At 69.4% G+C, this 26,216-nt stretch carries 13 protein-coding genes and 3 rRNA genes; 9 read left to right on the top strand and 7 right to left on the bottom strand.

From position 1 onward, the window contains the following. Positions 1-74 precede the first annotated feature (74 nt). Both lhgO and STRBO_RS0138345 read right to left on the bottom strand, forming a co-directional pair. Positions 75-1,286 (bottom strand): L-2-hydroxyglutarate oxidase, encoded by a 1,212-nt coding sequence (lhgO, locus tag STRBO_RS0138350; protein WP_005477507.1) that lies wholly within the window; start codon positions 1,284-1,286, stop codon positions 75-77. Between the two features lie 120 nt (positions 1,287-1,406). Then, on the bottom strand, positions 1,407-2,831 hold the full coding sequence (locus STRBO_RS0138345; protein WP_005477505.1) for an NsdA family TPR-like regulatory protein: 1,425 nt from the start codon (positions 2,829-2,831) through the stop codon (positions 1,407-1,409). 714 nt (positions 2,832-3,545) lie between these two features. On the opposite strand from STRBO_RS0138345, the gene STRBO_RS0138340 reads away from it, so the two are divergent. Continuing rightward, complete coding sequence (locus STRBO_RS0138340; protein WP_020115745.1) at positions 3,546-5,639, top strand: asparagine synthase-related protein; 2,094 nt, start codon at positions 3,546-3,548, stop codon at positions 5,637-5,639. Positions 5,640-5,760: 121 nt separating this feature from the next. Here STRBO_RS0138340 and STRBO_RS0138335 read toward each other — a convergent pair whose 3' ends face one another. Continuing rightward, a complete protein-coding gene (locus STRBO_RS0138335) occupies positions 5,761-7,719 on the bottom strand; it encodes a sigma-70 family RNA polymerase sigma factor (protein WP_028797094.1) in 1,959 nt (652 codons plus the stop codon). Between the two features lie 346 nt (positions 7,720-8,065). Further along, a complete protein-coding gene (locus STRBO_RS0138330) occupies positions 8,066-8,866 on the bottom strand; it encodes a TetR/AcrR family transcriptional regulator (protein WP_005477498.1) in 801 nt (266 codons plus the stop codon). 481 nt (positions 8,867-9,347) lie between these two features. Between STRBO_RS0138330 and STRBO_RS0138325 the strand changes: the two genes are divergently transcribed. Both STRBO_RS0138325 and STRBO_RS0138320 read left to right on the top strand, forming a co-directional pair. Beyond that, a complete protein-coding gene (locus tag STRBO_RS0138325; RefSeq protein WP_005477495.1) occupies positions 9,348-10,712 on the top strand; it encodes an NAD(P)/FAD-dependent oxidoreductase in 1,365 nt (454 codons plus the stop codon). Between the two features lie 223 nt (positions 10,713-10,935). After that, positions 10,936-12,606, top strand: coding sequence for an ATP-binding SpoIIE family protein phosphatase (locus STRBO_RS0138320; RefSeq protein ID WP_005477493.1), 1,671 nt, complete (start codon positions 10,936-10,938; stop codon positions 12,604-12,606). A gap of 64 nt (positions 12,607-12,670) precedes the next feature. On the opposite strand, the gene STRBO_RS0138315 is transcribed toward STRBO_RS0138320, so the two are convergent. After that, entirely contained in the window at positions 12,671-15,325 is a 2,655-nt protein-coding gene (locus tag STRBO_RS0138315; protein ID WP_005477492.1) for an RICIN domain-containing protein, read from the bottom strand. A 263-nt stretch (positions 15,326-15,588) separates the two neighbouring features. Continuing rightward, positions 15,589-16,851 (bottom strand): MFS transporter, encoded by a 1,263-nt coding sequence (locus tag STRBO_RS0138310; protein WP_237547386.1) that lies wholly within the window; start codon positions 16,849-16,851, stop codon positions 15,589-15,591. Positions 16,852-17,007: 156 nt separating this feature from the next. On the opposite strand from STRBO_RS0138310, the gene STRBO_RS0138305 reads away from it, so the two are divergent. The 6 genes from STRBO_RS0138305 (at position 17,008) to STRBO_RS0138280 (ending at position 24,506) form a co-directional block, all read left to right on the top strand. Next, positions 17,008-17,565: a MarR family winged helix-turn-helix transcriptional regulator gene (locus STRBO_RS0138305; RefSeq protein WP_005477488.1), complete on the top strand. Its 558-nt coding sequence runs from the start codon at positions 17,008-17,010 to the stop codon at positions 17,563-17,565. A 680-nt stretch (positions 17,566-18,245) separates the two neighbouring features. After that, positions 18,246-19,772: ribosomal RNA gene (locus tag STRBO_RS40820) — 16S ribosomal RNA — on the top strand. A gap of 319 nt (positions 19,773-20,091) precedes the next feature. Continuing rightward, positions 20,092-23,215 (top strand): 23S ribosomal RNA (locus STRBO_RS0138295). A gap of 89 nt (positions 23,216-23,304) precedes the next feature. Further along, positions 23,305-23,421: ribosomal RNA gene (rrf, locus tag STRBO_RS0138290) — 5S ribosomal RNA — on the top strand. Together the 16S, 23S and 5S rRNA genes form the textbook arrangement of a ribosomal RNA operon. A 125-nt stretch (positions 23,422-23,546) precedes the next feature. Beyond that, a complete protein-coding gene (locus tag STRBO_RS0138285; RefSeq protein WP_202499179.1) occupies positions 23,547-24,083 on the top strand; it encodes a GNAT family N-acetyltransferase in 537 nt (178 codons plus the stop codon). Between the two features lie 36 nt (positions 24,084-24,119). Continuing rightward, positions 24,120-24,506 carry a cupin domain-containing protein gene (locus STRBO_RS0138280; RefSeq protein ID WP_005476977.1) on the top strand — a complete coding sequence of 129 codons (387 nt, stop codon included), beginning with the start codon at positions 24,120-24,122 and terminating at the stop codon, positions 24,504-24,506. A 31-nt stretch (positions 24,507-24,537) separates the two neighbouring features. Here the strand turns inward: STRBO_RS0138280 and STRBO_RS0138275 are convergent, their stop codons facing one another. Continuing rightward, positions 24,538-26,160 (bottom strand): type IV secretory system conjugative DNA transfer family protein, encoded by a 1,623-nt coding sequence (locus STRBO_RS0138275; protein WP_005476976.1) that lies wholly within the window; start codon positions 26,158-26,160, stop codon positions 24,538-24,540. Between the last annotated feature and the right edge of the window lie 56 nt (positions 26,161-26,216).

The raw sequence follows: 26,216 nt of genomic DNA, 5'->3' as shown, positions 1-26,216 counted from the left end.
GGCCGGTCTCGGCGGGCAGCACCCCAAGCCCGGTCCAGGCAGACAGCACCCCAAGGGCCCGGTCCCGGGACCCCTCAGACCTCGGCCAGTGCCGCCAGGGCTCTCCTCCCGACCTCCCGACCGATCGGCAGGGACGCGGTCGCCGCGGGCGAGGGCGCGTTCAGCACGTGTACCGCCCGCGCTCCCTCCCGGATCATGAAGTCGTCCACGAGCGTCCCGTCCCGGAGCACGGCCTGGGCCCGCACCCCCGCGGCCGTGGGCACGAGGTCCCGCTCCGAGACCGCGGGCAACAACCGCCGCACCGCCCCGGTGAAGGCCCGCTTCGACACCGAGCGCCGAAGCTCCCCCGCCCCGTACCGCCAGTGCCGCCGGGCGATCCGCCAGGAGCCGGGCCACGCCAGCGTCGTCCCCAGCTCACGCATCCGTACCGTCCCCCACGCGTACCCCTCGCGGGCCAGCGCCAGCACCGCGTTGGGCCCGACGTGGACGCCTCCGTCGATCCCCCGGGTCAGATGCACCCCGAGGAACGGGAAGGCCGGATCGGGCACCGGATACACGAGTCCACGGACCAGCTCGGGCCGCGCCAGCTCGAAGTACTCGCCCCGGAACGGCACGATCCGCATCCCGGGGTCGTCCCCGGTCATCCGGGCCACCTCGTCGCAGTACAGCCCGGCGCAGTTCACCAGCACCCGGCCCCGTACGACGTCGCCGCCCCGGATCCGGACGGCGACCCCCAGCGAGGCCCGCCGGTCGATCCGCTCGACCTCGGCGCCGTACCGGATCTCGGCGCCGGACGCCCGCGCGAACTGCCGGGCGACCCCTACGTAGTCGCAGATCCCGGTGGTGCCGACGTGTATGGCCGCGAGGCCGCGCACCTCCGGCTCGTACTCGGCGATCTGGGCGGCGCCCAGCTCCCGCACCGGGATGCCGTTCTCCCGGCCGCGCTGTACGAGGGCGTGCAACCGGGGCAGCTCCGACTTCTCGGTGGCGACGATCAGCTTTCCGGTGACGGCGTGGTCGATGCCGTACTCGGCACAGAACTTGACCATCTCGGCGGCGCCCCTGACGGCGTACCGCGCCTTCAGCGAGTCGGGCCGGTAGTAGATCCCGCTGTGGATGACGCCGCTGTTCCGCCCGGTCTGATGCCGGGCCGGGCCCGGCTCCTTCTCCAGCACGGTGACCCGCGTGCCCGGCGCGGCCCGCGTGATCGCGTACGCCGTAGACAGCCCGACGATCCCGCCGCCGACCACGAGCACATCGCAGTCGTACGCGCCCTGCCTCCGCACGCGCCCCACCTCCCGACTCCGATAGTGCACTGCACCACTGACAATGCCCTCAAACCCGGAAGCCGTCTCCATGGCGCCGGTCACGTTCTCGACCCGGGCGCCCCAAGGCGGGCGGAGCGCTCACGCCGGTGTCATCAACAGGGGCCGCGCCCTCTCCCGCAGCTCGATCACCCGCGGCTCGTCCCCGTACGGCTCCAGCCGGTGGAGCAGATCCTTCACGTACTCGGTGGTGCGCGCCGAGGAGATGCGCCCCGCGACCTCCACCGCCCGTACCCCCTGCTCGCATGCCGCGTCCAGGTTGCCGGACTCCAGTTCGGCGACCGCCGACACGACGAGCCGCAGCCCGTGCGAGCGTACGAACTCCTCCGTCGGCCGCGACAGCGCCTGCTCCGTGAACCGGCGCACCTGACGCGGCGCCTTGAGGTCCCGGTAGCACTCGGCCGCGTCCGCGGCGAACCGGTCGTAGCTGTAGAAGCCCAGCCAGGTCGGGTCGTTGTCGCCGTCGCGGGCCCGCTCCAGCCAGCCCTCGGCGGCCTTGAGCGCCGCCCCGGCGGCCACCGCGTCGCCCGCGCGCGCGTGCGCCCTCGCCTCGACGAGCCGGAAGAAGCTCATCGTGCGCGCGGTGGCCAGCCCACGGTTGCGTTCGAGCGCGGCCTGCGCGAGGTCGACGCCCTCGTCGCCGAAGCCGCGGTAGGTCGCCTGCAGGGACATCGTGGCGAGCACGTACCCGCCGAGCGGCACGTCGGCGGCGGCCCGCGCGAGCCGCAGCGCCTGGATGTAGTACCGCTGCGCGGCCTCCTGCTGACCCGTGTCAAAGGCCATCCAGCCGGCGAGGCGGGTGAGTTCCGCGGACGCTCCGAACAGCGCGCGGCCCACCTCGTCGGAGTAGGAGCCGAGCAGCAGCGGCGCGGCCTCGACCCGCAGGCACTCCGGCACCATGGACGAACGCCAGTCGCCGCCCCCGTACTTGGAGTCCCAGCGCCTGGCGTCCTCGGCGGCCTCGCGCAGCTTCCGCACATCGCTGTGGCCGACTTTCAGCGGCGACCCGGAGCCCTCCGCGGAGCCCGCCTCGCGCGCCACCGAACTGTCGGCCGGGGTTATCAGCCAGCGTGAGGCGGGTGTGGCGTACGCGCTGACCGCGAACGACCCGGCGAGGGACTGCCAGATGCCACCGGTGCCCGCGCGGCGGCCGGCGAGGTCGAGGCGGTACAGCTCCGTGGCCGAGCGCACCGCCTGTCCGACGTCACGGGGGAAGGCGAGGCCCACCTCGGGAGCGGGATCCGCGTCCGCCAGGCCGATCTCGTGGAGCGGCACCGGACGGCCGAGCTTCTGCCCGATCGCGGCCGCGATGAGATGAGGCGCGGCACCCTGGGGGACCATGCCCTTGGAGACCCACCGCGCCACCGAGGTCTTGTCGTAGCGAAGTGTCAGCCCGCGTTGGGCGCCAAGGTCGTTGACGCGACGCGCGAGTCCTGCGTTGCTGATTCCCGCGAGGGCGAGAACGGCGCCGAGTTTTTCGTTCGGCCCGCGTTGCTCCCTGGACATTGCGCCACCCCTCGAACAGACGGCTGCCGCGGCGGCATAGGCACGCGGCATTCGTAAACCCAGCGTAGTTCGCCGCATCCCAAGCGTTAAGGGGCGTAAATCCGGATGGCGGGATTGTGGTCCGCACGAAAGTACGGGCGCAGCACGGAGTGTGGTGATGTGCTCCCGATGTGTGGCCGTGCGCCTGTCCATGCGCTCTACTCCGGCCACCGGGGGAGCGGTTCCATGGTGGTGCGTGGGTCGGCCCGCTGTACTGGATCCAGTGGGCTGGGGGACACCGCCGCCTACATCCCCGCGGGCGGCGGACCGGTCCGGGGGGCGAACTCCGCCTCCCGGACTGTGCGTTGACGCTGTGTCGTCATCGGGGGCGGTACGGCGGGTGCGCCGACTTCGCCCTGCGGGGACGATTTGGCCGAAAATCGACGGTGGTCGTCGAGGGTGAATACCGCTCCGACCACGTCTGTTGAGGGCGCGTTAGGTGTTTTGGGGGAGCGTACCGGGGGCGCATTCACGTCGTAGACCCGGGGTCCACCTTTGTCGACCACCCCTCGTCCGGGGCGACTTGAGGGGACGGCGGGGGAGCGTTCAGGGCTCCCCGGGGGCGCACTCACCGGTGCACAAGCAGGACCACACGCCCTCCGGTACGCCTCCTTCGTGGCAGCATGGGTGCCGTTCGTACGGTGCACCGGTTGTCCACAGCCTGTGGAGGCGTCGATGCGGTGGTTGGTGGGATGGAGCAGTACCGCCGCTGGCGCGCCCGCCTTCGGTACCGCCGGCGCGACCGGACTCGACGGCGAGAGCGTCCACCCGGTCGGCTCCCACCTCCTGTGGGGCGACCCCGACCCGCTGTGGGCCGTCGGCGACTGGCGCCCCGAGGAGGTGCGGGTCGTCCAGGCCGACGCCCGGACACGCATCGCCGTGCTCGGCATCTGCGGCGCCTCCGACGAGCAGCTGCGCGTGGGCCTGTTCGCGGCCCGGGGCGGCGCCCTGCGCCACCTCACCGCCTGGCCCGGCAGCTACACCGCCGTCGTCCAGGTCGGCCGCCGGGTGACCGTCTGCGGTGACCTCGCGGGCGCCCGTCCGGTCTTCCACACCCCGTGGGCGGGCGGCACGGCGTACGCGACCGCGGCCCTCCCCCTCGCCGACCTCGTCGAGGCCAACCTCGACTTCGGGCACCTGGCGGCCCTGCTGGCCGCCCCCGACGTACCGGACGCCCTCCAGGACTCCACTCCGTACGACGGCGTGCGCCGCATTCCTCCGGGGCACGCACTGATCCTGCGCGCCGGGGCGCGAGAGATCGCCGGCTACGAGCCGGTCGCCTCCCTCGCCGTCGCCGCGCCCACCGCCGACCCGGACAGCGCGGTGGACGCCGTCCGCGACGCGCTCGTGGAGTCCGTACGGGTCCGCCTCGCCGCCCCCCGGCACGTACCCGACGTCGATCCCGGCCCGGTCCCCGGCATGGGCCCCGCCGAGCGCCGCGCCGCCCGCGGCATGCCCGTCCCCGGCATCGGCGCCGACGTCTCCGGCGGCCCCGCCTCCGGCACCCTCGCCCTGCTCGCCGCCGGTCTGCCCGGCGCCCCCGGTACGGTCCTCGGCCACGGCACGGGCGCCGGCGAGCGCCTCCTCGCCGTCACCTTCAACGACCTGGTCACCCCCGGCCGCGAGACCGAGCTGGAACGCGCGGGCACCCTCGCCGCCAACCCCCGCCTCCACCACGTCATCGTCACCGGCGGCGAGGAGATGCTTCCCTACGCCGACCTCGAGGTCCCCCTGACCGACGAGCCCGGCCCCTCCCTGGTGACGGCCGCCCGCCACCGCGCCCGCCTCGCCTCCGGCAGCGCGGACCACTTCACCGGGTACGGCGCCCGCCAGGTCCTGGACGCCCACCCCGCCCGTCTCGCCGACCTCCTGATGGACCGCAAACGCCGCCATCTGGTCCGGCCGGTCGCCGCCCTCGCCAAGGCCGACGGCTCGGTGATGGTCCCCGCGCGCGTCTACAGCGCGGCGCGGAAGCTGGCCCGCACCCCGTACCGCGTCGGCGTCGAGGTCCTCGCCGACCGCCTCATGCAGCGCCGCTTCGAGGAGCCCGCGGGTGCGGTGGGCGCCTCCCTGGCCGCGCTCACCTGGGCCAGACCCGGCCCCGCCGCCCGCTGGCTCACGGGCGAGGCTCTGGCAGAAGTATCGATTCGCCTGGGTGCGACGACGGGCCGCTCCACCGTCGGCCCCGGCCAGCGCCCCGGCGACGTCCGCGCCGGCGCGGCCCTGGCCCGGCACGCGGCGGACGTCCGCATCCTCGAACAGGCGGCGGAGATCCGCTCGCAGCGCCTCCACACCCCCTTCCTCGACAACCAGGTCGTCCGCGCCTGCCGCACCCTCCCCGAGGCCCTGCGCGTCAAGCCGGGCGCCCGCGCCGCGATCCTCCGTACGGTCCTGGAGGGCGCCGGCGTCACCGACCTCCCGCCCGGCTGGGGCGCCCCCTCCCACGCCACCTCCCACGCCGCCGCCCGCACCGGCCTGCGCGTGGCCGCCGACACCCTGATCACCCTCTTCGACACGCCCCTGCTCGCCCAGGCGGGCCTCGTCGAGGCCCGAGTCGTCCGCAAGGCCCTCCGCGCCGCCGCCGAAGGCGAACCCCTCCCCCTCGACGGCCTGGCCGACCTGGTCGCCCTCGAACTCTGGCTGCGGCGCCTCCTCTCCCGCAGAGGCACCTGCTGGACAGGCACCCCCGCCAGACAACGCGCGGTACCGGCAGGCATCACCCCCCAAAGAGGCGCCCTGGGCACGGGGGCGACAGCGAGACAGGTATGACCCCTCAGGGGCACGGGGGCCTGCGCGACAGGCACGACGCTCCGGCACGTACGACTTTGGTTCGGCCCTCACCTCGGGGCGGGGCGGCAGCCCCTGGAGGTCCCCGACGGGCCCCCGCCCCTCACCCGCAGCTGAACCGCGACTCCGCCCAGTCCGCCGACACCGGCAGCTCGTACGGGCCGTGCGGTTCCACCACCAGCCGTACCGTCTCCCGCCCGCCGAGTTCCACATGCACCGGGACCGCCGGCCCCCCACCCCGCACCGGCCCGGACCGCCACAGCCGGACCCCGTCGCCGTAGACCGAGAAGCGGACCTCGCCGAGGCCGTGCGTCAGGTCGTCGACGCCGGCGAACGCGTCGTACGCGGCGCAGCGGCGGTTGAGATCGACGGTCACGGAGGAGCGGCCGTGCACGGTCACCCCGTCGCCGTACCGCTTCCCGGCGATCGACATCCCGTACCGCTGCCAGATCCAGCTGCTCTCCCCGAGCCGCATCTCCGGCTCGGTGCCGTCGCCGAGGATGCCGTACCGCAGCTCGTTCCACGGGTGGACGGCGGCGGGAGCGGGCGGAGCCGGGGGAGGGGGCGTCGGGGTCGGTGTGGGGGACGCCTTCGGGGGCGCGGGAGTCGGGGTCGGGTCCGGCGTGGGCGGGGGCGGCTGCCGCGTGGCCGGTGGCGGGGCCACGGCCCGCCGTGACGGCGAGGGCGACGGCTTCGGCGCCGGCAACGGCCTGGACATCGGCACCACCACCGTCGGCGCGCCCCGCGCGGGCCCACCCCGCGCGGGCCCACCCCGCGCGGGCCCACCCCGCGCGGGCCCACCCCGCGCGGGCCCGCCCCGCGGTGTCGACGGCTCCGGCTCCGGCTCCGGCTCCGGCGCGACCCCGACCGGCCGGGAGGCGGACGGCCGGGCCAACGGCTCCTCGGGCCGTACGTCGCCGCCCGTCAGCGCGAGCGCCACCGCCGCGGCGACCATCCCGGCCACACTCACCGCGATCCCGGCCTTCGCGGGCGCGCCGAGCCCCTCCACGGCGGCCCCACCACCCGCACCCGCCGCGCCGGCACCCCCGCCCGCCGCTGCCGCGCCGGCGACACCGGCCGCCCCGGCCCCCGTGCCCCCGGCGACGAGCGCGGCGACCTTCGCGTAGCCGGCGGCGCCGAACCAGCCGATGACCGCGACCGGTACGACCGCCGGGATCCCGCTCGCGACGTCCTTGATCTGCCCGGCGGCCAGCCGGCACGCCGCGCACTCCGCCAGATGCGCGCGCAGGCCCCGCTCGGCCCGCGTCCGCAGGCCGCCCCGGGCGTAGGCCCCGAGCCGGTCGGCGTAGCGCCCGCACTCGCCGGGGTCGCCGGAGAGCCTGGCGCTCACATGGGCCTGCAGATACGCCTGCTTGAGCCCCTCGCGGGCCCGGCTGGCCAGCACCCGGGTGCCGTTGGCGTCGAGGCCGAAGAGGGTGGCGACCTCGCTCGGCGACTCGTCCTCGACCTCGGTGTGCCACAGCACGGCCTGCCACCGCTCAGGCAGCGAACGGAACGCCCGCATCGCCATCGACTGCTCGGCCTCGTGCATCGTCCGCACGTCCGCGCCGAGGTCGAGCGTGTCCGTGTCCGACGCGCCGGCTCCCCGCGAGGCCTGCGCCGCGAACACCGCGAAGTCGTCGACCAGCTGCTCCCGCCTGGCGGAACTCGTCCAGGTCGCGGCGACCCGCCGCACGGACGTCAGCAGATAGGCCCGTACGGCGTGCTCCGGTCCGGAGCCGCCCCTGACCGCCTGCAGCATCCGGGCGAAGACCTCGGCCGTCAGATCGTCGGCGGTATGGGTGTCCCGGCAACAGGTACGCGCGTACCTGCGTACGGCCTCCGCATGGCGCCGGTACAGCTCCTCGTAAGCCGAGTCGTCCCCCGACCGCATCCAGTCGATCAGATCGGCGTCGGCGGGCACCCGTGGTGGCAGGACCCCGGAATCCAGCCGGTCCCACTGAGCCGGGACCCCGCGGCCCCCTTGCGCGGGCACCTGAGGCTCCGCCTCCGCCTCGGCCGCCGTCTGCGACTTCGGCTCGTCCCGCCCGTCAACGCCCATCGCGGAAGCCCCCGCCGCCGGCCGACCCAGTCCCCAACACCAGGGCAGAGTGCCATATTGGCTTTTGTTCAGTCCCTGGTACTACGGGCATACCACTCGTCCGAGGGGGCTTCCCAGGCCTCGGTACGACCATTCACCCATATGAGTAACCCGCGCCCCGAAACCTCTGCCCGGCGGGGCCGAAGGTGCAGCGCCCCCGGGCTGAGGGAAGAAGCAGGTGAGCGGGGCGGGCGGCGGAACAGGCAGGGGAACGGGCGCCGGAACAGGCAGGGGAACGGGCAGGGGCGGTGCGGGGTGAAGAAACCACCCCGCACCGCCCCTGAGGCGTAACGTCACCCGGCCACGATCACGACGGCCGGGACCGCAGCCCCTCCAGCAGAATGTCGAGCAGCCGAGCCGACGCGGCAGCCTGCTGCGCCGCGTCCGGCAGCGCCGGCGCACCCGTGGCGATCACCAACAGCACATCCGCCACGGTCACGTCCTCGCGCAGCTCACCGGCGCCCCGGGCCCGCTCCACCAACTGCCCCACGACCTCCAGCAGCGCCGCAGCCCCGGCATCGTCCGCGAGCCCACCGGAACCGGCGGCGCCCACGGCACCACCCGCACCCGGATCCGCCGGGACCAGCCGGAGCTCGGTCGTCGGCTGCACCCGCTGCTGCGGCACCCGCGCCTCGTCCGCGAGGATCCCGCCGATGTCGTCGGACCCGTCCTCGGCGACCCCGACCCGCAGCACCTGCGGCGGCAGCAGCCGCCCGGCGCCGGAGGCCACGGACGTCCGAAGGAACCGCGACAGCGCCTGCCACGGGTCCTCCTCCTGTCCGAGCGCCACCCTGGCCTGTTCGGTGAGCCGAGACGTCTCCTCCTCGGCTATCCGGCGGACCAGGACGTCCTTGCTCGGGAAGCGCCGGTACACCGTGCCGACACCGACCCGCGCGCGGCGGGCCACGTCCTCCATCGGCGCGCCGTACCCCAGCTCGCCGAACACCTCGCGCGCCGCGCGCAGCACGTGCTCGAGGTTGCGCTGTGCGTCCACGCGGAGCGGAGTGGACCTCACTCCGTCACCGCGTCCGTTGCCGCCCGCCGAGCCGATCGCACCACCGGGTGCGATGGTGGAGGCGGACGACCAATGGGACTCCTGAATATGCATACGTGTTCCCCCGGTAATGACGTCTCCCCCCGGAGACTCTCCCCGTCATCGGAAGCCGGAGCGGCGGAACGAGCGTCCAAGGTCCTCGGTGGTCACCGATTTCCTTCGTCGGCAACCCGGTCCCCGCGCAGGCCCGCCCGTCGCGGACCGCCCGGAAAGCGGACCCGAACCCGAGATCCACGACCTCGACCCCGGACCCGACCGAACCTCTTGAACGCATCCCCCCTACACCCCGTCGACACACGAACATAGTTGAGAGGGAGTCAATTCAGAAGGGGCACGTTCCGCACGGAGAGCCCCCCGATCAGCGTACGGGCCGTTTACGTCCGTTTTGAACCCCCTCCTGCCGCCCGTTTAACACCACCTGACCTGCGCATCTGCCGCACACATCGGCGAATCGGCCATCCCCGCGCGGTTGTGGAGACCGGTCACACAAATTGCCGGGCCTGTGGACAAACCAGCGAGCAAGGTGCGTCATGGGATGGTGAAGGAACCGATGCGCATTCTCATCGTCGGCGGCGGATACGTCGGGCTGTACACAGCGCTGCGTCTGCAGCGACAGCTGAAACCGGAACTCGGACGCGGTGACGTCGAGATCGTCGTCGTGTCCCCCGACCCTTATATGACGTATCAACCCTTCCTTCCCGAGGCGGCGGCGGGCTCCATCTCGCCCCGCCATGTCGTCGTGCCGCTGCGCCGCGTCCTGGACCGGTGCAAGGTCGTCATCGGCGAGGCCACCGCGATCAACCACGCCAAACGCATCGCGACCCTCGACACCCTCGCCACCGAGGAGGAGGGCACGGAGGCCGAGCAGCTGACGTACGACGAACTCGTCCTCGCCCCCGGCTCCGTCTCGCGCACCCTGCCCATTCCCGGGCTCGCGGACTACGCCATCGGCTTCAAGACCGTCGAAGAGGCCATCGGCCTGCGCAACCACGTCATCGAACAGATGGACATCGCCTCCTCCACCCGCGACCCCGCGATCCGCGACGCCGCCCTGACCTTCGTCTTCGTGGGCGGCGGCTACGCCGGCGTGGAGGCGCTCGGCGAGCTGGAGGACATGGCCCGCTACACCGCGCGGTACTACCACAACGTGAAGCCCGAGGACATGAAGTGGATCCTCGTGGAGGCCTCCGACCGCATCCTCCCGGAGGTCGGCGAGGAGATGGGCCGCTACACGGTCACCGAACTGCGCCGCCGCAACATCGACGTACGCCTGCACACCCGCCTGGAGTCGTGCGCCGACCGGGTCGCCGTCCTCAGCGACGGCGCCCGCTTCCCGACCCGTACGGTCGTCTGGACGGCCGGCGTGAAGCCGCACCCGGTCCTCGCCGCCACCGACCTCCCGCTGAACGAGCGGGGCCGGCTGAAGTGCACCGCCGAGCTGACCGTGGAGGGCGTCGCGCACGCCTGGGCCGCGGGTGACGCGGCCGCCGTCCCCGACGTCACCGCCGAACCCGGCAAGGAGACCGCCCCCAACGCCCAGCACGCCGTACGCCAGGCCCGCACCCTCGGCGACAACATCACCCGCTCGCTGCGCGGCCAGCCCCTGGAGAAGTACGCCCATAAGTACGTGGGCTCGGTCGCCTCCCTGGGCCTGCACAAGGGCGTCGCGCACGTCTACGGGCGGAAGCTCAAGGGCTACCCCGCCTGGTTCATGCACCGGGTGTACCACCTGAGCCGGGTGCCGACCTTCAACCGCAAGGCCCGCGTCCTCGCCGAATGGACCCTCGCCGGCCTCTTCAAACGGGAGATCGTCTCGCTCGGATCACTCGAACACCCCCGTGCGGAGTTCGAACTCGCGGCCGGTGGAAAGCCCCCGGAGGACCCGAAGGGGTCGTCCTGACCGGATCCAGGAACTCCGCCGACCGGGCCGACGTCTGACGGATGTCGGCCCGGTCGGTCAGACTGGTCCGCGACGTGATCCATGATCCCGGGCGGGGCATCCCCTCGCCCACACGTACCCACGACCAGGCGTCCCCCACCGCCGCACCCGGGGCAAACCCCGGGCCACGGCCGGATCCGGAGCCGGCCACAGACGACAACACGAGGCACGAGGCAAGGATTCGGTGAACTTCACGCGCTGGAGCGCCCGGCTCCCCGGTACGCAGCGCCGCGCCGCAGCGCGGACCGAACACACGCTCACCCCGGACCGGCGGGGGGACGGCTCCGTGCCCGCGGCCCGCGTCGAACGGCAGACCGACGCCCCCCCGGACGACCCGCCCGCCGTACCCGTCGTCGACGACCTCCCGACCCGCGAGATCCTCGACCGCATCCCGGCCCTCGTCGCCCTCGTCCACGGCCCGGACCACCGCACGGCCTACGTCAACGACGCCTATGCCGCGGCCTTCGGCTCCCGCCCGCTCGGCGAACCGGCCCGCGAGGCCCTGCCGGAGCTGGACGCCCTCGGCCTCCTCCCGCTCCTGGACCAGGTCCTGCGCAGCTCCAAGCCCCGCACGGTCAAGTCCCGCAAGGCCCCCGGCGGCCGCAGCTACACGATCACCTGCACCCCCGTCGCCGTCCCCGGCGCAGCCGGGCAGAGCGGCGGCGGCGTCCTGATCTTCGCCGCCGACGTCACCGACCACGCCGAGGCCGCCGAACGCCTCCGCGCCAGCGAACGCCGCCAGCGCGAGACCGCCGTCACCCTCCAGCGCTCCCTCCTCCCGCAGGAGCTGGAGGAGCCCGACGACCTGCGCATCGCCGCCGTCTACCACCCCGGCGGCACCGAGACCGCCGTCGGCGGCGACTGGTACGACGTCATCACCCTCGGCGGCGGTCGCACGGCCCTCGTCATCGGCGACGTCATGGGCCGGGGCGTGCGCGCGGCGGCCGTCATGGGCCAGCTCCGCACGGCCGTCCGCGCCTACGCCCGCCTCGACCTGCCCCCGCACGAGGTGCTCCAGCTGCTGGACGGTCTCGCGACCGAGATCGATCCCAACCAGATCGCCACCTGCGCCTACGCCGTCCACGACCCCAACGAGGGCCGCCTGGTCTACTCCTCCGCGGGCCACCTCCCCATCCTCGTCCGCGACGAGAGCGGCACGGTCCTGCGCGCCGACGAACCGACCGGCCCCCCGCTCGGCACCGGCGGCTGGACCCACACCTCCGGTTCGATCCCCCTCGGCCCCGGCTCCACCGCCGTCTTCTACACCGACGGACTCGTGGAGCGGCGCAACGAGGACCTGGACGAGGGCATCGCCGCCCTGGAGCGCGCCCTGTCCGGTGCCACGGGCACCCCGCAGGTCGTCTGCGACCGCCTGGTCCGCTCGACCGGAGTCACCGCCGACCACGACGACGACGTGGCCGTCCTCGTCCTCCAGCACCCCGCCCGTGTCGGCCCCGACGGCGAACTCTTCCGCAACGCCGCCCTGGAACTCCTCGGCGGTGTCGAAGCCGCCCCCCGTGCCCGCGCGTTCGCCTCCGGCGTCCTGACTAGCTGGCGCTTCTCCCCGGAACTCCACGACCTCGGCGTCCTGGCCGCCAGCGAACTCGTCGCCAACTCCCTCCAGCACGGCACCCCGCCGATGCGCCTGCGTCTGCGCCGCACCGACCGCCGCCTGATCGTCGAAGTCACCGACGGCGACGACCACCTCCCCCGCCGTCGCAGAGCCGACCCCGCCGACGAGTCCGGCCGGGGCCTCGCCATCATCGGATCCATCGCCTCCGACTGGGGCAGCCGCCGCACGCCCGGCGGCGGCAAGGCGGTGTGGTGCGAGTTCGCCCTGCCGCGCGCGACCTGAGCGGCGGCAGGGCTCCTCGGCCGTCCTGTCCCGGGGCCCGGACCCGGGCCCCGGGAGCGGTACCTCAGGACAGCGGGGTGCCGTACTGGAGTCCGCGGCCGTTGGTGCCGACGTAGACGCGGCCGAAGGTGTCGGGGTCACCGGTGATGACGCCGGTGCCGCCGATGCTGCCCCACTGGTGGGCGTCGTCGTTGACGCGGAGCCAGGTGGCGCCCTTGTCGGTGGAGCGGAAGACTCCGGTGACGTTCTTGACGGTCCCGATCAGATACAGCGCCTGGTAGCGGGCGCCGGGCGCGGCCTTGCCGAAGCCGAGGGCGGAGGCGGACCGCACGGATTTCAGCGTGGCGAAGCTGCGGCCACCGTCGGTGGAGTGCAGCAGTCCCTTGTCGCCGGCGGCGATCCACAGGTCTCCGGTGATGCCGGGGACGGCCATGAGCCGGCCGTCGGGCAGGCTGCCGGCCCGCGCACGGAAGGTCGCGCCGCCGTCGGTGCTGGCATGGAGCGTCCCGCCGGACAGCGAGTAGAAGGTCTTGGCCGAGGAACGGTCGGCGACCACCACGGCGCCGCTGCCCAGATCACCGACCCGTGACCAGCTCGCCCCCTTGTCCGTCGAGCGGTACGGGGCCTCACCGGCCTCGGTCCACACCATGGCGGAGCCGTCCGCGGCGAGCGCGATGTGGCCGCCGGCGGCGCCGCTCACAGGCTCCGCCCTGAAGCCGCGCCAGGTCCGGCCGCCGTCGGTGGAGTAACCGCCGTCCTGCTCACCGCCCTTGCCGACCCGGACCATCATCGACGGCTCGGCCTGGGCGAAGTCGATGTCGGAGCTGTGCAGGATCCCCGGGTTGGCCAGCCGCCCGGCGGGCACCTTGGTCAGGTCGCCGTGACGGAAACCGCCCTGGTCACCCATGGAGGTGATGACGGTGGCGCCGCCAGGCGGGGCGATCGCGTCCGCCAGTGCGGTCTCCTCGAGGCCGCGCGCCCCGATGGTCCAGTGGCTGGTACGGCCGCTGTCGGTGGCGGTGACGTCCTTGCTGCGCCAGATGCCGTTGCCGGTGCCGTACAGCACATGCCCGGAGTCGAAGGGGTCGATGGCCAGGGCGGTCATCCAGTGCCCGATACCGGTACCGACGTAGGGGGCGGCGGAGGCGTCCCGCTTCGACTTGTCGGCCAGCGCCTTCCAGGACGCACCGCCGTCGGTGGACCGGTACAGCTCGTCCTCCGGCCACCAGCGGTCGAGGGTGGTGACCATCACCGTGGACGGCTTGCGCGGGTCGACGGCCAGACCGGAGAAGCCGTAACCGCCCTGGGACGGGGAGACGTTCTTCCACGTCCCGCGAGCCGGTGCGTACTTCCACACCGAGCCCCCCGTCACCCCGTTGGGGCCGAGGGCGTCGGTGTACGTCACGTACAGCGAGCCGTCGCCGGAGATCACACCGTGCTGCGGCAGCTGGCCGGAGGGCTGACCCGGAACCGCCTGCCAGGTGCCGCCGCCGTCGGTGGAGCGGTACAGGGAGGTGGACTTGTCGCCGACACCGACGTAGATGGTCCTGCTGCCGGCCGGGCCGTACGTCACGAAGGAGATGCCGGCGCCGCTGCCCGCCCCGTCCTTGACCGGGAACGAGGAGACCTGCTTCCAGTTCGCGCCGTAGTCGGAGCTGCGCCACAGGCCGTTCCTGCGGGTGCCCAGCAGCAGGGTGCCGTGGTCCGACGGATCGACCACGAGCCGTTCGCCCGCCCCTCGGCCGTCCTCGTTGGCGCCCAGCTTGAAGGGGAGTTCGCTGCGCTTGAAGGTGCGGCCCCGGTCGGTGGAGCGCAGGATCGCGCCGTTGCCGGCCCAGCCGTTGGTGTAGGTGCCCGCGCCGAGGTAGAGCCGCTTGGGGTCGGAGGGGTCGGTGGCCAGGGAGTCGATGCCCAGGAGGTTCCAGTCCTTCTCGCCGACCCAGTCGGTCAACGGGATCCACTGCTCGGCCCCGGTGTCCCAGCGGTAGGCGCCACCCATGTCGGTGCGCGCGTACAGCAGGCCCTTCTCCTTCTGGTTGAACACCAGACCGGTGACGTAACCGCCGCCCACCACCTGGGCGTTCTTCCACGCGTACGGTCCGGCGGCGGGGCCGGCCTGGGTGCCGCCGCTCCCGGACGCCTTGCTGTCGGCGGTCTTCACCAGCTTCCACTGCTGGTGGGTGCCGCCCCGGCCGGGATACTGGACGACCGCCGCCCCCTGGGCCTTGGACCCACCGGAGACGTCCAGGACCAGGCCGCTCCTGCGGGAGGTGAGGGTGACGGCGTCGGAACCGCTCACGTGGCCGATCCGCCACTCCTGGGAGGTGGAGGAGTTGTCGGTCTGCTGCTCGGCGGCGGCCGATCCGGCGGTCGAGTCACCGGCTATGCCCAGCACTTTGCCGCTGTTGCGGTTCACCAGCTCGTAGTAGCCGCCCCCGGCGGGCTTGAGTTTCCACTGCTGGTTGGAGGTGTTCTGATCGGTCCACTGCTGGATACGGGTGCCGTCGGCCGTGGAGTACCCGTCGACGTCCAGCACCTTGCCGCTGCGCACCGACACCAGCCGGTAGTAGGCGTCGTGCTCGACCGTCGCCGCCTGCGAGTCCTCCTGCGCGAACAGCAGATACGGCACCAGGACGGCCGGTACACCGAGCACCAGACCGGTCGCGGTCCACCGCCGACGGTGCCGACCGCGCCGTCCGCCGTTCGTGGGGTTGTTCATAGGAAGGGTGCTCCTTGCAGCCATTGACCAGAGGTAGAGCGAATCCGGTCACCGCTGTGACCGAATCCGCTTCCTTGTGGTCACAGCTCCGCACAGGGTTGCCAAAAGATTCGAAACTTCTCCGCGTCGACATCTGCGGCGCCCTCCCGCCCGGCTGATCTCCGTGGTCGTCACCCGCACCGGGCACGGCGGAGCGCCGCCGGATGCGGGCCCGCCGTGCCCGCCGTCCTCAGCACGGCGGGCACACGCTCAGGACCGGCCCCTCAAGCCCGAGCCGCCACCGGCTCCGCGACGGCGCCACTCCCGGCGACCACCCGGCTGCCCGCGAGCGAGGGCTGATCCTGCACACCGGTCAGACGCCGCCCGAGCCGCAGTGCCAGCACGCTGATGCCCAGCGAGAACAGCAGGAACGTCACGATGTACGGGGCATGCAGCGAGGCCCCCATGGGCCCACCCACCGCCGGACCGACCGCCAGTGCGAGCTGTTTCACCAGCGCGAAGGCGGAGTTGTACTGCCCGGCCATCCCTGTCGGCGCCAGATCGGCCACCAGCGGCGCGACGGTCGGCGACAGCATGGCCTCCCCGAGACCGAACAGCGCGTAGGTCGAGACGAACGCGGCGGTCGCCATCGTCTCGCTCGTCTGCCCCAGCCCGGCGAACCCGGCCACGCCCCATGCGACGGCCCAGATCAGCCCCACGGCGGCGATCACCCGAGACCGCCGACGCCGCTCCACGAACCGCAGCACGGCGAACTGCGCGATCACGATCACGGCCGTGTTGGCGGCGAGCGCCGTGCCCAGCGCGGACGTCGATATCCCGGCCGCCTCGACCCCGTACGCACTCAGTCCCGACTCGAACTGCCCGTAGCAGGCGAAGAACAGCACGAAGCCCAGCACGCACAGCTGCACCATGGCCCGATTGCCGAGCAGCTGCTTCCAGCTCCCCTTGACCGCCGCGGCGGTCACCCCTTCGACCTGGGGGGTCCGGGGCGCCCGCACGGTCGCCATCACACCCACGAGCAGCAGGAACATCGCCGCCTGTATGGAGAACAGCAGAACGAACGACCCCGCGCGCGTGGCATCGACGAGATGCCCGCCTATCAGCCCGCCGACCCCGAGCCCGAGGTTCTGCAGGAAGAACTGCGTGGCGAACGCCCGGGACCGGTTCTCCGCATGCGAGAAGTCGACGATCATCGTCGCCAGCGCCGGCTGCGTCACGGCCTGGCCCGCGCCGAGCGCCGCCGCGGACAGCAGCACGGTCGTCGCACTGGCGGCGAGCCCCAGACTCAGCGATCCGACGGCAGCGGTGACCAGGGCGGTGAGCAGCACCGGAAGCGGACCGCGCCGGACTATGGCCCGCCCCGCGAAGGGCAGCACCACCAGCGCGGCCACGGCGAAGACCGCCAGCACCAGCCCCGCCGTCGTCGCCCCGAGATCCCGCACCTGCGCCACGTAGACGTACAGATACGGGACGGTGAAGCCGAGTCCGAATGCGCCGAGTGCGCTGCCCATGTGAATCCGGCGCATCGCTGCGCCCGTCCCCCTGGTCACGTTCACCTGCCTAGGTAAGGGAAGCCCTCGACTCAGACGTGAGCGTTGAAGACTTCGAAGCTAAAACTTAGAAGCTAAACAGTACACCTCGAAGGACTTCGATGCCAAGCGGTGACGTGCCATACTTCGCCCATGGGCGACACCCCCGGCACCTCCGGCAGCACCGAGCCGACACTCGAAGAACAGATCGCCGCGTACCAGCGCGAGTTCCAGGACCTGGACCCCCAGGTCGAGAAGATCGTCTCGGCGCTCTCCCGCCTCAACCGCCGTATGAACGTCGCCTACGGCCGCCAGACCTCGGCGCTCAACATCAGCAACGCCGACTGGGAGGTCCTCAAGGCCCTCGTCCTCTCCGGCGCCCCGTACCGCATGGGCCCGAGCGAACTCGCCAAGCGGCTCGGTCTCACCCCGGCCGCGATGACCCACCGCATCGACCGCATGGTCGCGGAGGGTCTGGTGACCAGGGAACGCGACGAGAACAACCGGGTACGCGTCATCGTCGAGCTCACCCCCGAGGGCCGCGAGAAGTGGCTGGAGGTCATGCGCCTCGCCTCGGTCTTCGAGGAGGACCTCCTCCAGGACCTGTCCCCTCTGGAGCGCAGTGTCCTGGGCGAGGTCCTGACCCGGCTCCTCCGCCGCGTCGAGCACGCCCAGCCGGACGCCGGCGGCCGCCTCACCGACCTCGACTGAGGAGTACGGTCGAGCGGTGGCCGAGGTTTGCCCGCGGCTCACCGGGGGGATGCTTGACAGTCCGCCCCGCGATCCGTAGAGTTCTTCGGGTTGCCACGGAGCCTTAACGGTTCTGCGACAGCGGCTCCGCCGCTTCGAGCGGCACACAAACCAACCAGTGCGATCTCCCAGTCGGGGTGAATTCGGCTTGCCCGAATGTAATTCGATTTGGGTTCGACAGACCCGATTGGGAACTGCCGAGCGGATCCGCTAAGGTTTGGAACGTCGGAACGGCCCAACAGCCGCGAGGACAACACCCGCTGACTGGGAATCAGGCCCGAAAGGATCTGGTAGAGTCGGAACCGCCGGAAAGGGAAACGCGAAAGCGAAAACCTGGAAAGCACCGAGGAAATCGGAACCGGAAACGGTCTGATAGAGTCGGAAACGCAAGACCGAAGGGAAACTGCCCGGAGGAAAGCCCGAGAGTAGCTTGGGTGAGTACAAAGGAAGCGTCCGTTCCTTGAGAACTCAACAGCGTGCCAAAAATCAACGCCAGATATGTTGATACCCCGTCCGCCGGGACAGTGTTCCGGTGGTCGAGGTTCCTTTGAAGTAAAACACAGCGAGGACGCTGTGAACGGTCGGGCTTATTCCGCCTGACTGTTCCGCTCTCGTGGTGTCAACCCGATTACGGGTAAACATTCACGGAGAGTTTGATCCTGGCTCAGGACGAACGCTGGCGGCGTGCTTAACACATGCAAGTCGAACGATGAACCACTTCGGTGGGGATTAGTGGCGAACGGGTGAGTAACACGTGGGCAATCTGCCCTTCACTCTGGGACAAGCCCTGGAAACGGGGTCTAATACCGGATACAACACTCTCGGGCATCCGATGAGTGTGGAAAGCTCCGGCGGTGAAGGATGAGCCCGCGGCCTATCAGCTTGTTGGTGAGGTAACGGCTCACCAAGGCGACGACGGGTAGCCGGCCTGAGAGGGCGACCGGCCACACTGGGACTGAGACACGGCCCAGACTCCTACGGGAGGCAGCAGTGGGGAATATTGCACAATGGGCGAAAGCCTGATGCAGCGACGCCGCGTGAGGGATGACGGCCTTCGGGTTGTAAACCTCTTTCAGCAGGGAAGAAGCGAAAGTGACGGTACCTGCAGAAGAAGCGCCGGCTAACTACGTGCCAGCAGCCGCGGTAATACGTAGGGCGCGAGCGTTGTCCGGAATTATTGGGCGTAAAGAGCTCGTAGGCGGTCTGTCGCGTCGGATGTGAAAGCCCGGGGCTTAACCCCGGGTCTGCATTCGATACGGGCAGACTAGAGTGTGGTAGGGGAGATCGGAATTCCTGGTGTAGCGGTGAAATGCGCAGATATCAGGAGGAACACCGGTGGCGAAGGCGGATCTCTGGGCCATTACTGACGCTGAGGAGCGAAAGCGTGGGGAGCGAACAGGATTAGATACCCTGGTAGTCCACGCCGTAAACGGTGGGAACTAGGTGTTGGCGACATTCCACGTCGTCGGTGCCGCAGCTAACGCATTAAGTTCCCCGCCTGGGGAGTACGGCCGCAAGGCTAAAACTCAAAGGAATTGACGGGGGCCCGCACAAGCAGCGGAGCATGTGGCTTAATTCGACGCAACGCGAAGAACCTTACCAAGGCTTGACATCGCCCGGAAAGCATCAGAGATGGTGCCCCCCTTGTGGTCGGGTGACAGGTGGTGCATGGCTGTCGTCAGCTCGTGTCGTGAGATGTTGGGTTAAGTCCCGCAACGAGCGCAACCCTTGTTCTGTGTTGCCAGCATGCCCTTCGGGGTGATGGGGACTCACAGGAGACTGCCGGGGTCAACTCGGAGGAAGGTGGGGACGACGTCAAGTCATCATGCCCCTTATGTCTTGGGCTGCACACGTGCTACAATGGCAGGTACAATGAGCTGCGAAGCCGTGAGGCGGAGCGAATCTCAAAAAGCCTGTCTCAGTTCGGATTGGGGTCTGCAACTCGACCCCATGAAGTCGGAGTTGCTAGTAATCGCAGATCAGCATTGCTGCGGTGAATACGTTCCCGGGCCTTGTACACACCGCCCGTCACGTCACGAAAGTCGGTAACACCCGAAGCCGGTGGCCCAACCCCTTGTGGGAGGGAGCTGTCGAAGGTGGGACTGGCGATTGGGACGAAGTCGTAACAAGGTAGCCGTACCGGAAGGTGCGGCTGGATCACCTCCTTTCTAAGGAGCACTTCTACCGATCCCTACGGGGTGAGGTCAGAGGCCAGATCATCAGCGAACGTCTGATGCTGGTTAGCTCATGGGTGGAACGTTGATTATTCGGCATCTTGAGTCATCTCAGGCTGTGAGTACTGTCCTTTCGGGGGCGTGGAAAGCTGATCTGAGTGGTGAGGGTGCCGGGCACGCTGTTGGGTGTCTGAGGGTATGGCCGTGCTTTACGGTTGCCTTCAGTGCCGGCCCCAGTGAACTCCGGTGGTTACCGGGGGTGATGGGTGGTTGGTCGTTGTTTGAGAACTGCACAGTGGACGCGAGCATCTGTGGCCAAGTTTTTAAGGGCGCACGGTGGATGCCTTGGCACCAGGAACCGATGAAGGACGTGGGAGGCCACGATAGTCCCCGGGGAGTCGTCAACCAGGCTTTGATCCGGGGGTTTCCGAATGGGGAAACCCGGCAGTCGTCATGGGCTGTCACCCTTGCCTGAACACATAGGGCAAGTGGAGGGAACGCGGGGAAGTGAAACATCTCAGTACCCGCAGGAAGAGAAAACAACCGTGATTCCGGGAGTAGTGGCGAGCGAAACCGGATGAGGCCAAACCGTATGCGTGTGAGACCCGGCAGGGGTTGCGTATACGGGGTTGTGGGATCTCTCTTTTACAGTCTGCCGGCTGTGAGACGAGTCAGAAACCGTTGATGTAGGCGAAGGACATGCGAAAGGTCCGGCGTAGAGGGTAAGACCCCCGTAGCTGAAACATTGACGGCTCGTTTGAGAGACACCCAAGTAGCACGGGGCCCGAGAAATCCCGTGTGAATCTGGCGGGACCACCCGCTAAGCCTAAATATTCCCTGGTGACCGATAGCGGATAGTACCGTGAGGGAATGGTGAAAAGTACCGCGGGAGCGGAGTGAAATAGTACCTGAAACCGTGTGCCTACAAGCCGTGGGAGCGTCGCGCATCGAGTTTACTCGGTGCGTCGTGACTGCGTGCCTTTTGAAGAATGAGCCTGCGAGTTTGCGGTGTGTTGCGAGGTTAACCCGAGTGGGGTAGCCGTAGCGAAAGCGAGTCCGAACAGGGCGATTTTAGTAGCACGCTCAAGACCCGAAGCGGAGTGATCTAGCCATGGGCAGGTTGAAGCGGAGGTAAGACTTCGTGGAGGACCGAACCCACCAGGGTTGAAAACCTGGGGGATGACCTGTGGTTAGGGGTGAAAGGCCAATCAAACTCCGTGATAGCTGGTTCTCCCCGAAATGCATTTAGGTGCAGCGTCGTGTGTTTCTTGCCGGAGGTAGAGCACTGGATAGGCGATGGGCCCTACCGGGTTACTGACCTTAGCCAAACTCCGAATGCCGGTAAGTGAGAGCACGGCAGTGAGACTGTGGGGGATAAGCTCCATGGTCGAGAGGGAAACAGCCCAGAGCATCGACTAAGGCCCCTAAGCGTACGCTAAGTGGGAAAGGATGTGGAGTCGCACAGACAACCAGGAGGTTGGCTTAGAAGCAGCCACCCTTGAAAGAGTGCGTAATAGCTCACTGGTCTAGTGATTCCGCGCCGACAATGTAGCGGGGCTCAAGCGTACCGCCGAAGTCGTGTCATTCCAGCATATAGGGCCAACGCCTGCTGGGATGGGTAGGGGAGCGTCGTGTGCCGGGTGAAGCAGCCGCGGAAGCGAGTTGTGGACGGTTCACGAGTGAGAATGCAGGCATGAGTAGCGATACACACGTGAGAAACGTGTGCGCCGATTGACCAAGGGTTCCTGGGTCAAGCTGATCTGCCCAGGGTAAGTCGGGACCTAAGGCGAGGCCGACAGGCGTAGTCGATGGATAACCGGTTGATATTCCGGTACCCGCTGTGAAGCGTCAAACACTGAACCAGGCGATGCTAAGTCCGTGAAGCCGTTCCGGACCCTTCGGGGAAAGGAAAGTGGTGGAGCCGACGGACCAGACTTGTAGTAGGTGAGTGATGGGGTGACGCAGGAAGGTAGTCCATCCCGGGCGGTGGTTGTCCCGGGGTAAGGGTGTAGGCCGTGCGATAGGTAAATCCGTCGTACTTGTGGCTGAGACCTGATGCCGAGCCGATTGTGGTGAAGTGGATGATCCTATGCTGTCGAGAAAAGCCTCTAGCGAGTTTCATGGCGGCCCGTACCCTAAACCGACTCAGGTGGTCAGGTAGAGAATACCGAGGCGTTCGGGTGAACTATGGTTAAGGAACTCGGCAAAATGCCCCCGTAACTTCGGGAGAAGGGGGGCCATCACCGGTGATAGCACTTGCTGCTTGAGCTGGGGGTGGCCGCAGAGACCAGCGAGAAGCGACTGTTTACTAAAAACACAGGTCCGTGCGAAGCCGTAAGGCGATGTATACGGACTGACGCCTGCCCGGTGCTGGAACGTTAAGGGGACCGGTTAGTCACATTTCGGTGTGGCGAAGCTGAGAACTTAAGCGCCAGTAAACGGCGGTGGTAACTATAACCATCCTAAGGTAGCGAAATTCCTTGTCGGGTAAGTTCCGACCTGCACGAATGGCGTAACGACTTCTCGACTGTCTCAACCATAGGCCCGGTGAAATTGCACTACGAGTAAAGATGCTCGTTTCGCGCAGCAGGACGGAAAGACCCCGGGACCTTTACTACAGTTTGATATTGGTGTTCGGTTCGGCTTGTGTAGGATAGCTGGGAGACTTTGAAGCTCGGACGCCAGTTCGGGTGGAGTCGTCGTTGAAATACCAGTCTGGTCGTGCTGGATGTCTAACCTGGGTCCGTGATCCGGATCAGGGACAGTGTCTGATGGGTAGTTTAACTGGGGCGGTTGCCTCCTAAAGAGTAACGGAGGCGCCCAAAGGTTCCCTCAGCCTGGTTGGCAATCAGGTGGTGAGTGTAAGTGCACAAGGGAGCTTGACTGTGAGACCGACGGGTCGAGCAGGGACGAAAGTCGGGACTAGTGATCCGGCGGTGGCTTGTGGAAGCGCCGTCGCTCAACGGATAAAAGGTACCCCGGGGATAACAGGCTGATCTTCCCCAAGAGTCCATATCGACGGGATGGTTTGGCACCTCGATGTCGGCTCGTCGCATCCTGGGGCTGGAGTCGGTCCCAAGGGTTGGGCTGTTCGCCCATTAAAGCGGTACGCGAGCTGGGTTTAGAACGTCGTGAGACAGTTCGGTCCCTATCCGCTGCGCGCGCAGGAATATTGAGAAGGGCTGTCCCTAGTACGAGAGGACCGGGACGGACGAACCTCTGGTGTGCCAGTTGTCCTGCCAAGGGCATGGCTGGTTGGCTACGTTCGGGAGGGATAACCGCTGAAAGCATCTAAGCGGGAAGCCTGCTTCGAGATGAGTATTCCCACCCACTTGATGGGGTAAGGCTCCCAGTAGACGACTGGGTTGATAGGCCAGATATGGAAGCCTGGTAACGGGTGGAGTTGACTGGTACTAATAGGCCGAGGGCTTGTCCTCAGTTGCTCGCGTCCACTGTGTTGGTTCTGAAACCACGAACAACCCCATGCCATGGTCACGGTGTGGTGCGGTTGAGTGTTTCATAGTGTTTCGGTGGTCATAGCGTGAGGGAAACGCCCGGTTACATTCCGAACCCGGAAGCTAAGCCTTACAGCGCCGATGGTACTGCAGGGGGGACCCTGTGGGAGAGTAGGACGCCGCCGAACAAATATTGCGAAAGGCCCACACCTTATGGTGTGGGCCTTTCTGCGTTTCCGGACCGTCACCGTTCGCCGTTCTCGGACAAGAAACCAGATGAGCCGTGCGGTGACCCGGTACTACCGTGGCCGGCATGAATCTGCTGGTGAGAGCCGTTCGGGCCGATGAGTGGCGGGCTGTGCGTGAGCTGCGGTTGGCGGCGCTGCGGGATCCGGTGGCGCATCTCGCGTTCCTGGAGACGTATGAGGAGGCCTCGGCGCGGCCGGACGCCTTCTGGAAGGAGCGGACCGAAAGCGCTGCTGAGGGGGCTCGGGAGCGGCAGCAGTTTGTCGTGGAGGGCGAGGACGGCGGATGGGTCGGGACGGTGATCGTGCTGCTGGAGGAGGCCGGCGCGCGGGACTTCTTCGGGGGGATCGTCGAGCGGCGGCAGGCGCATCTGGTGGGGGTGTTCGTGCGGGACGGGTTTCGCGGGAAGGGCGTGGGCGAGGCGATGTTCGCGGCCGCCGTGGACTGGGCCCGGGGGGCCGGGGTCGAGCGGGTGCGGTTGTTCGTGAACGAGGGGAACGGGCGGGCCGCGGCGTTCTATCGACGGGTCGGCTTCGTGGGCAGCGGGGTGACTGTCGAAGGGGATGAGGGGCTGGAGCTGGAGTACGTGCTGGCGTCCGCGTAGGAGGCGTCGGACGGGCTGGTGTTAGCGTTCGGCGGCATGGACGACAGCGTGTATGTGGGCAATGCGGGTAAGGACGCGGCGCTGGACCGCGGCTGGCTGCTCGGGCACTTCAAGGCGGAGGGGGATCCTCGCCGGAGTGAGGCGGTGGAGATCAAGTGGGGGGTCCACCCGCGGGGCGACACGCGTGCGCAGTGGGTTCGGGGTGAGGAACGAACCGCCCTCCAGGTACTGATCAGCGGCCGGTTCCGGGTCGACTTCCCCGGTCGTAGTGTCGTGCTGGAGCGCCAGGGCGACTACGTGGTGTGGGGGCGTGGGGTGGATCACTCCTGGGTCGCGGAGGAGGAGTCGGTCGTGCTGACCGTGCGGTGGCCGTCCGTCGCCGGGTACGCGGTGCCCTCGGGGGACGGGCAGCCCGTGGAGTGACAGAGCTTCGGGGTTCGGCTGCGTACAGCCGCTACGGCAGCGGGAGTTCGTGGTTCGGCCAGCGGGATCTGGCCTGTTCGCGGGAGCGGAGGAGGGCCAGCGTGGGGAGGCCATGGTCGGGGCCGGAGGTCAGCAGGGCGGGGAGCTGGGGGAGTGGGGCCACGGCTGCCACGTCGTCCAGGACCAGGGTGAGTGGTGGGTCGAGGCGGCCGGAGGATGACCGTTCGGCCATGCGCCGGCCGCGCTCGACCACGCTTGAGGCGAGGGCCGTCAGAAGAGGCATGGCGGAAGGGTTCGCCTTGGGGTCCTCGATGGGGTCGCCGACCACATAGAGCGTTCCCCCTTCGTGCACGAAGGAATCCAGGGCGAGGGAGTCGGCTCGGTTCGGCGTGCAGGATTCCCGGACGTTGACCGTGGAGAGGGCGGAGAGGGCGCGGGCCGTCAACTGCTGGGCGATGTCGCGGCGTTCGGGGTGCGAGGTGAGGGCCGACTCCAGTTCGCCCGCCGCCCCGGGGGCGGCCTTCTGGTTCGTGCGCAGGGTGCGTACCGCTTCCTGGACGTTGCTGCCCTGGGCCCAGCGGTGCAGGTGGCGGATGGTGCGGTTGTCTATCGCGGCGGCGTGGAGGTAGCTGCGCAGGAGGGTTTCCGCCGTGTCCGCCATCGCCTGGTCGATCTTGGCGGCGGGGCGGATGGCGGCGAGCAGGGCGGTCGCCCTGGCCGCCGCCGTCGGCTTGTCCTCGCAGCCGGTGACGGGGGACCAGTGGAGGCGGGCCGGGGTGTCGCAGCGGTGGCCGGGGTCGTAGAGGAGGACCGGGCCCAGCTTCGCGCGGGCGTCCTTCGTCTCCGACCAGAGCGTGGGGTCGGAGGTGACCACCAGGGCGGGGCCCTCGGCGTCCCGTACGGCGTGGACGGCGGCGGGCCGGCGGGAGTCGGCGGTGCCCAGGACGACCGGGGAGATCGTGTGCGTCCAACCGCCGGGGTGCGGGGCGCCCGTTGTCGAGGGCACGGGAGTGGGGGGAAGCGGGCTCGTCGGCACGTCGGCTTCGGCCGGTGAGGCCGGTGAGGCCGGTGATGCGGGTGGAGCGGGCGAGACGGGTGGAGCCGGCGTCGAGGGAGTGGTGGGGAAGGCGGTGTGGGCCGTCGGAGCCGTGTGGTGGTCCTGGCCGGCGCCGTGGGGCTGGGCCGGGGTCGTCTGTTCCACGGGGGCGTGCACGGGCGGTGTGACGTGACCGGGTGAGGCGGTGGGCGCCGCTGTCGGGGCGTCCGCCGGCCGGGGGTGCCGAGTTGCCTTCTCCCGGGCCCGGACGGCCCTCCAGCGGGCCAGGGTGCCCATCGTGAAGACGGTCAGGACGAGGAGGATCATGAGCTGGCCGATGACGAGGCCCCAGAAGAGGCCGTAGCCGGAGAGCTGGTCGGCGGGGGTGTCGGGCCAGGCGGCGGCGAGGTCCTGGGGGGCGGAGACCAGGCTGCGTACGGCCAACGGGGTGCGGCCGAAGGTGACGGCGTCGGGCCAGGCCCCGTGGGCGAAGAGGCCGGCCAGGCCGGTGGCCGACCAGACCAGCAGGGTCAGGCCCACCAGGAAGCCGAGGAGGGCGATCAGCAGCCCGTCGGGGATGCCGCCGCCCTGCTGGGGGCGTCCGTCGTCCGGTCTCATCGCATGCCGCCGTTCACGCTGTCACCCTGCCCTGGCCCGACTGTGTCCGTTTGCGC

This window comes from Streptomyces bottropensis ATCC 25435, from assembly GCF_000383595.1.
GTDB lineage: Bacteria > Actinomycetota > Actinomycetes > Streptomycetales > Streptomycetaceae > Streptomyces > Streptomyces bottropensis.
Note: the sequence above shows the minus strand (reverse complement) of the source record. Positions and strands in the feature narration are given on the sequence as shown.

Coding starts and splice junctions, on each gene's coding strand:
- STRBO_RS0138275 (WP_005476976.1), bottom strand. CDS start 26,160: ATGAGACCGGACGACGGACGCCCCCAGCAGGGCGGCGGCATCCCCGAC.
- STRBO_RS0138335 (WP_028797094.1), bottom strand. CDS start 7,719: ATGGGCGTTGACGGGCGGGACGAGCCGAAGTCGCAGACGGCGGCCGAG.
- STRBO_RS0138280 (WP_005476977.1), top strand. CDS start 24,120: ATGGACGACAGCGTGTATGTGGGCAATGCGGGTAAGGACGCGGCGCTG.
- STRBO_RS0138315 (WP_005477492.1), bottom strand. CDS start 15,325: ATGAACAACCCCACGAACGGCGGACGGCGCGGTCGGCACCGTCGGCGG.
- STRBO_RS0138325 (WP_005477495.1), top strand. CDS start 9,348: ATGGTGAAGGAACCGATGCGCATTCTCATCGTCGGCGGCGGATACGTC.
- STRBO_RS0138285 (WP_202499179.1), top strand. CDS start 23,547: ATGAATCTGCTGGTGAGAGCCGTTCGGGCCGATGAGTGGCGGGCTGTG.
- STRBO_RS0138345 (WP_005477505.1), bottom strand. CDS start 2,831: ATGTCCAGGGAGCAACGCGGGCCGAACGAAAAACTCGGCGCCGTTCTC.
- STRBO_RS0138305 (WP_005477488.1), top strand. CDS start 17,008: ATGGGCGACACCCCCGGCACCTCCGGCAGCACCGAGCCGACACTCGAA.
- STRBO_RS0138330 (WP_005477498.1), bottom strand. CDS start 8,866: ATGCATATTCAGGAGTCCCATTGGTCGTCCGCCTCCACCATCGCACCC.
- STRBO_RS0138310 (WP_237547386.1), bottom strand. CDS start 16,851: ATGCGCCGGATTCACATGGGCAGCGCACTCGGCGCATTCGGACTCGGC.
- STRBO_RS0138340 (WP_020115745.1), top strand. CDS start 3,546: ATGCGGTGGTTGGTGGGATGGAGCAGTACCGCCGCTGGCGCGCCCGCC.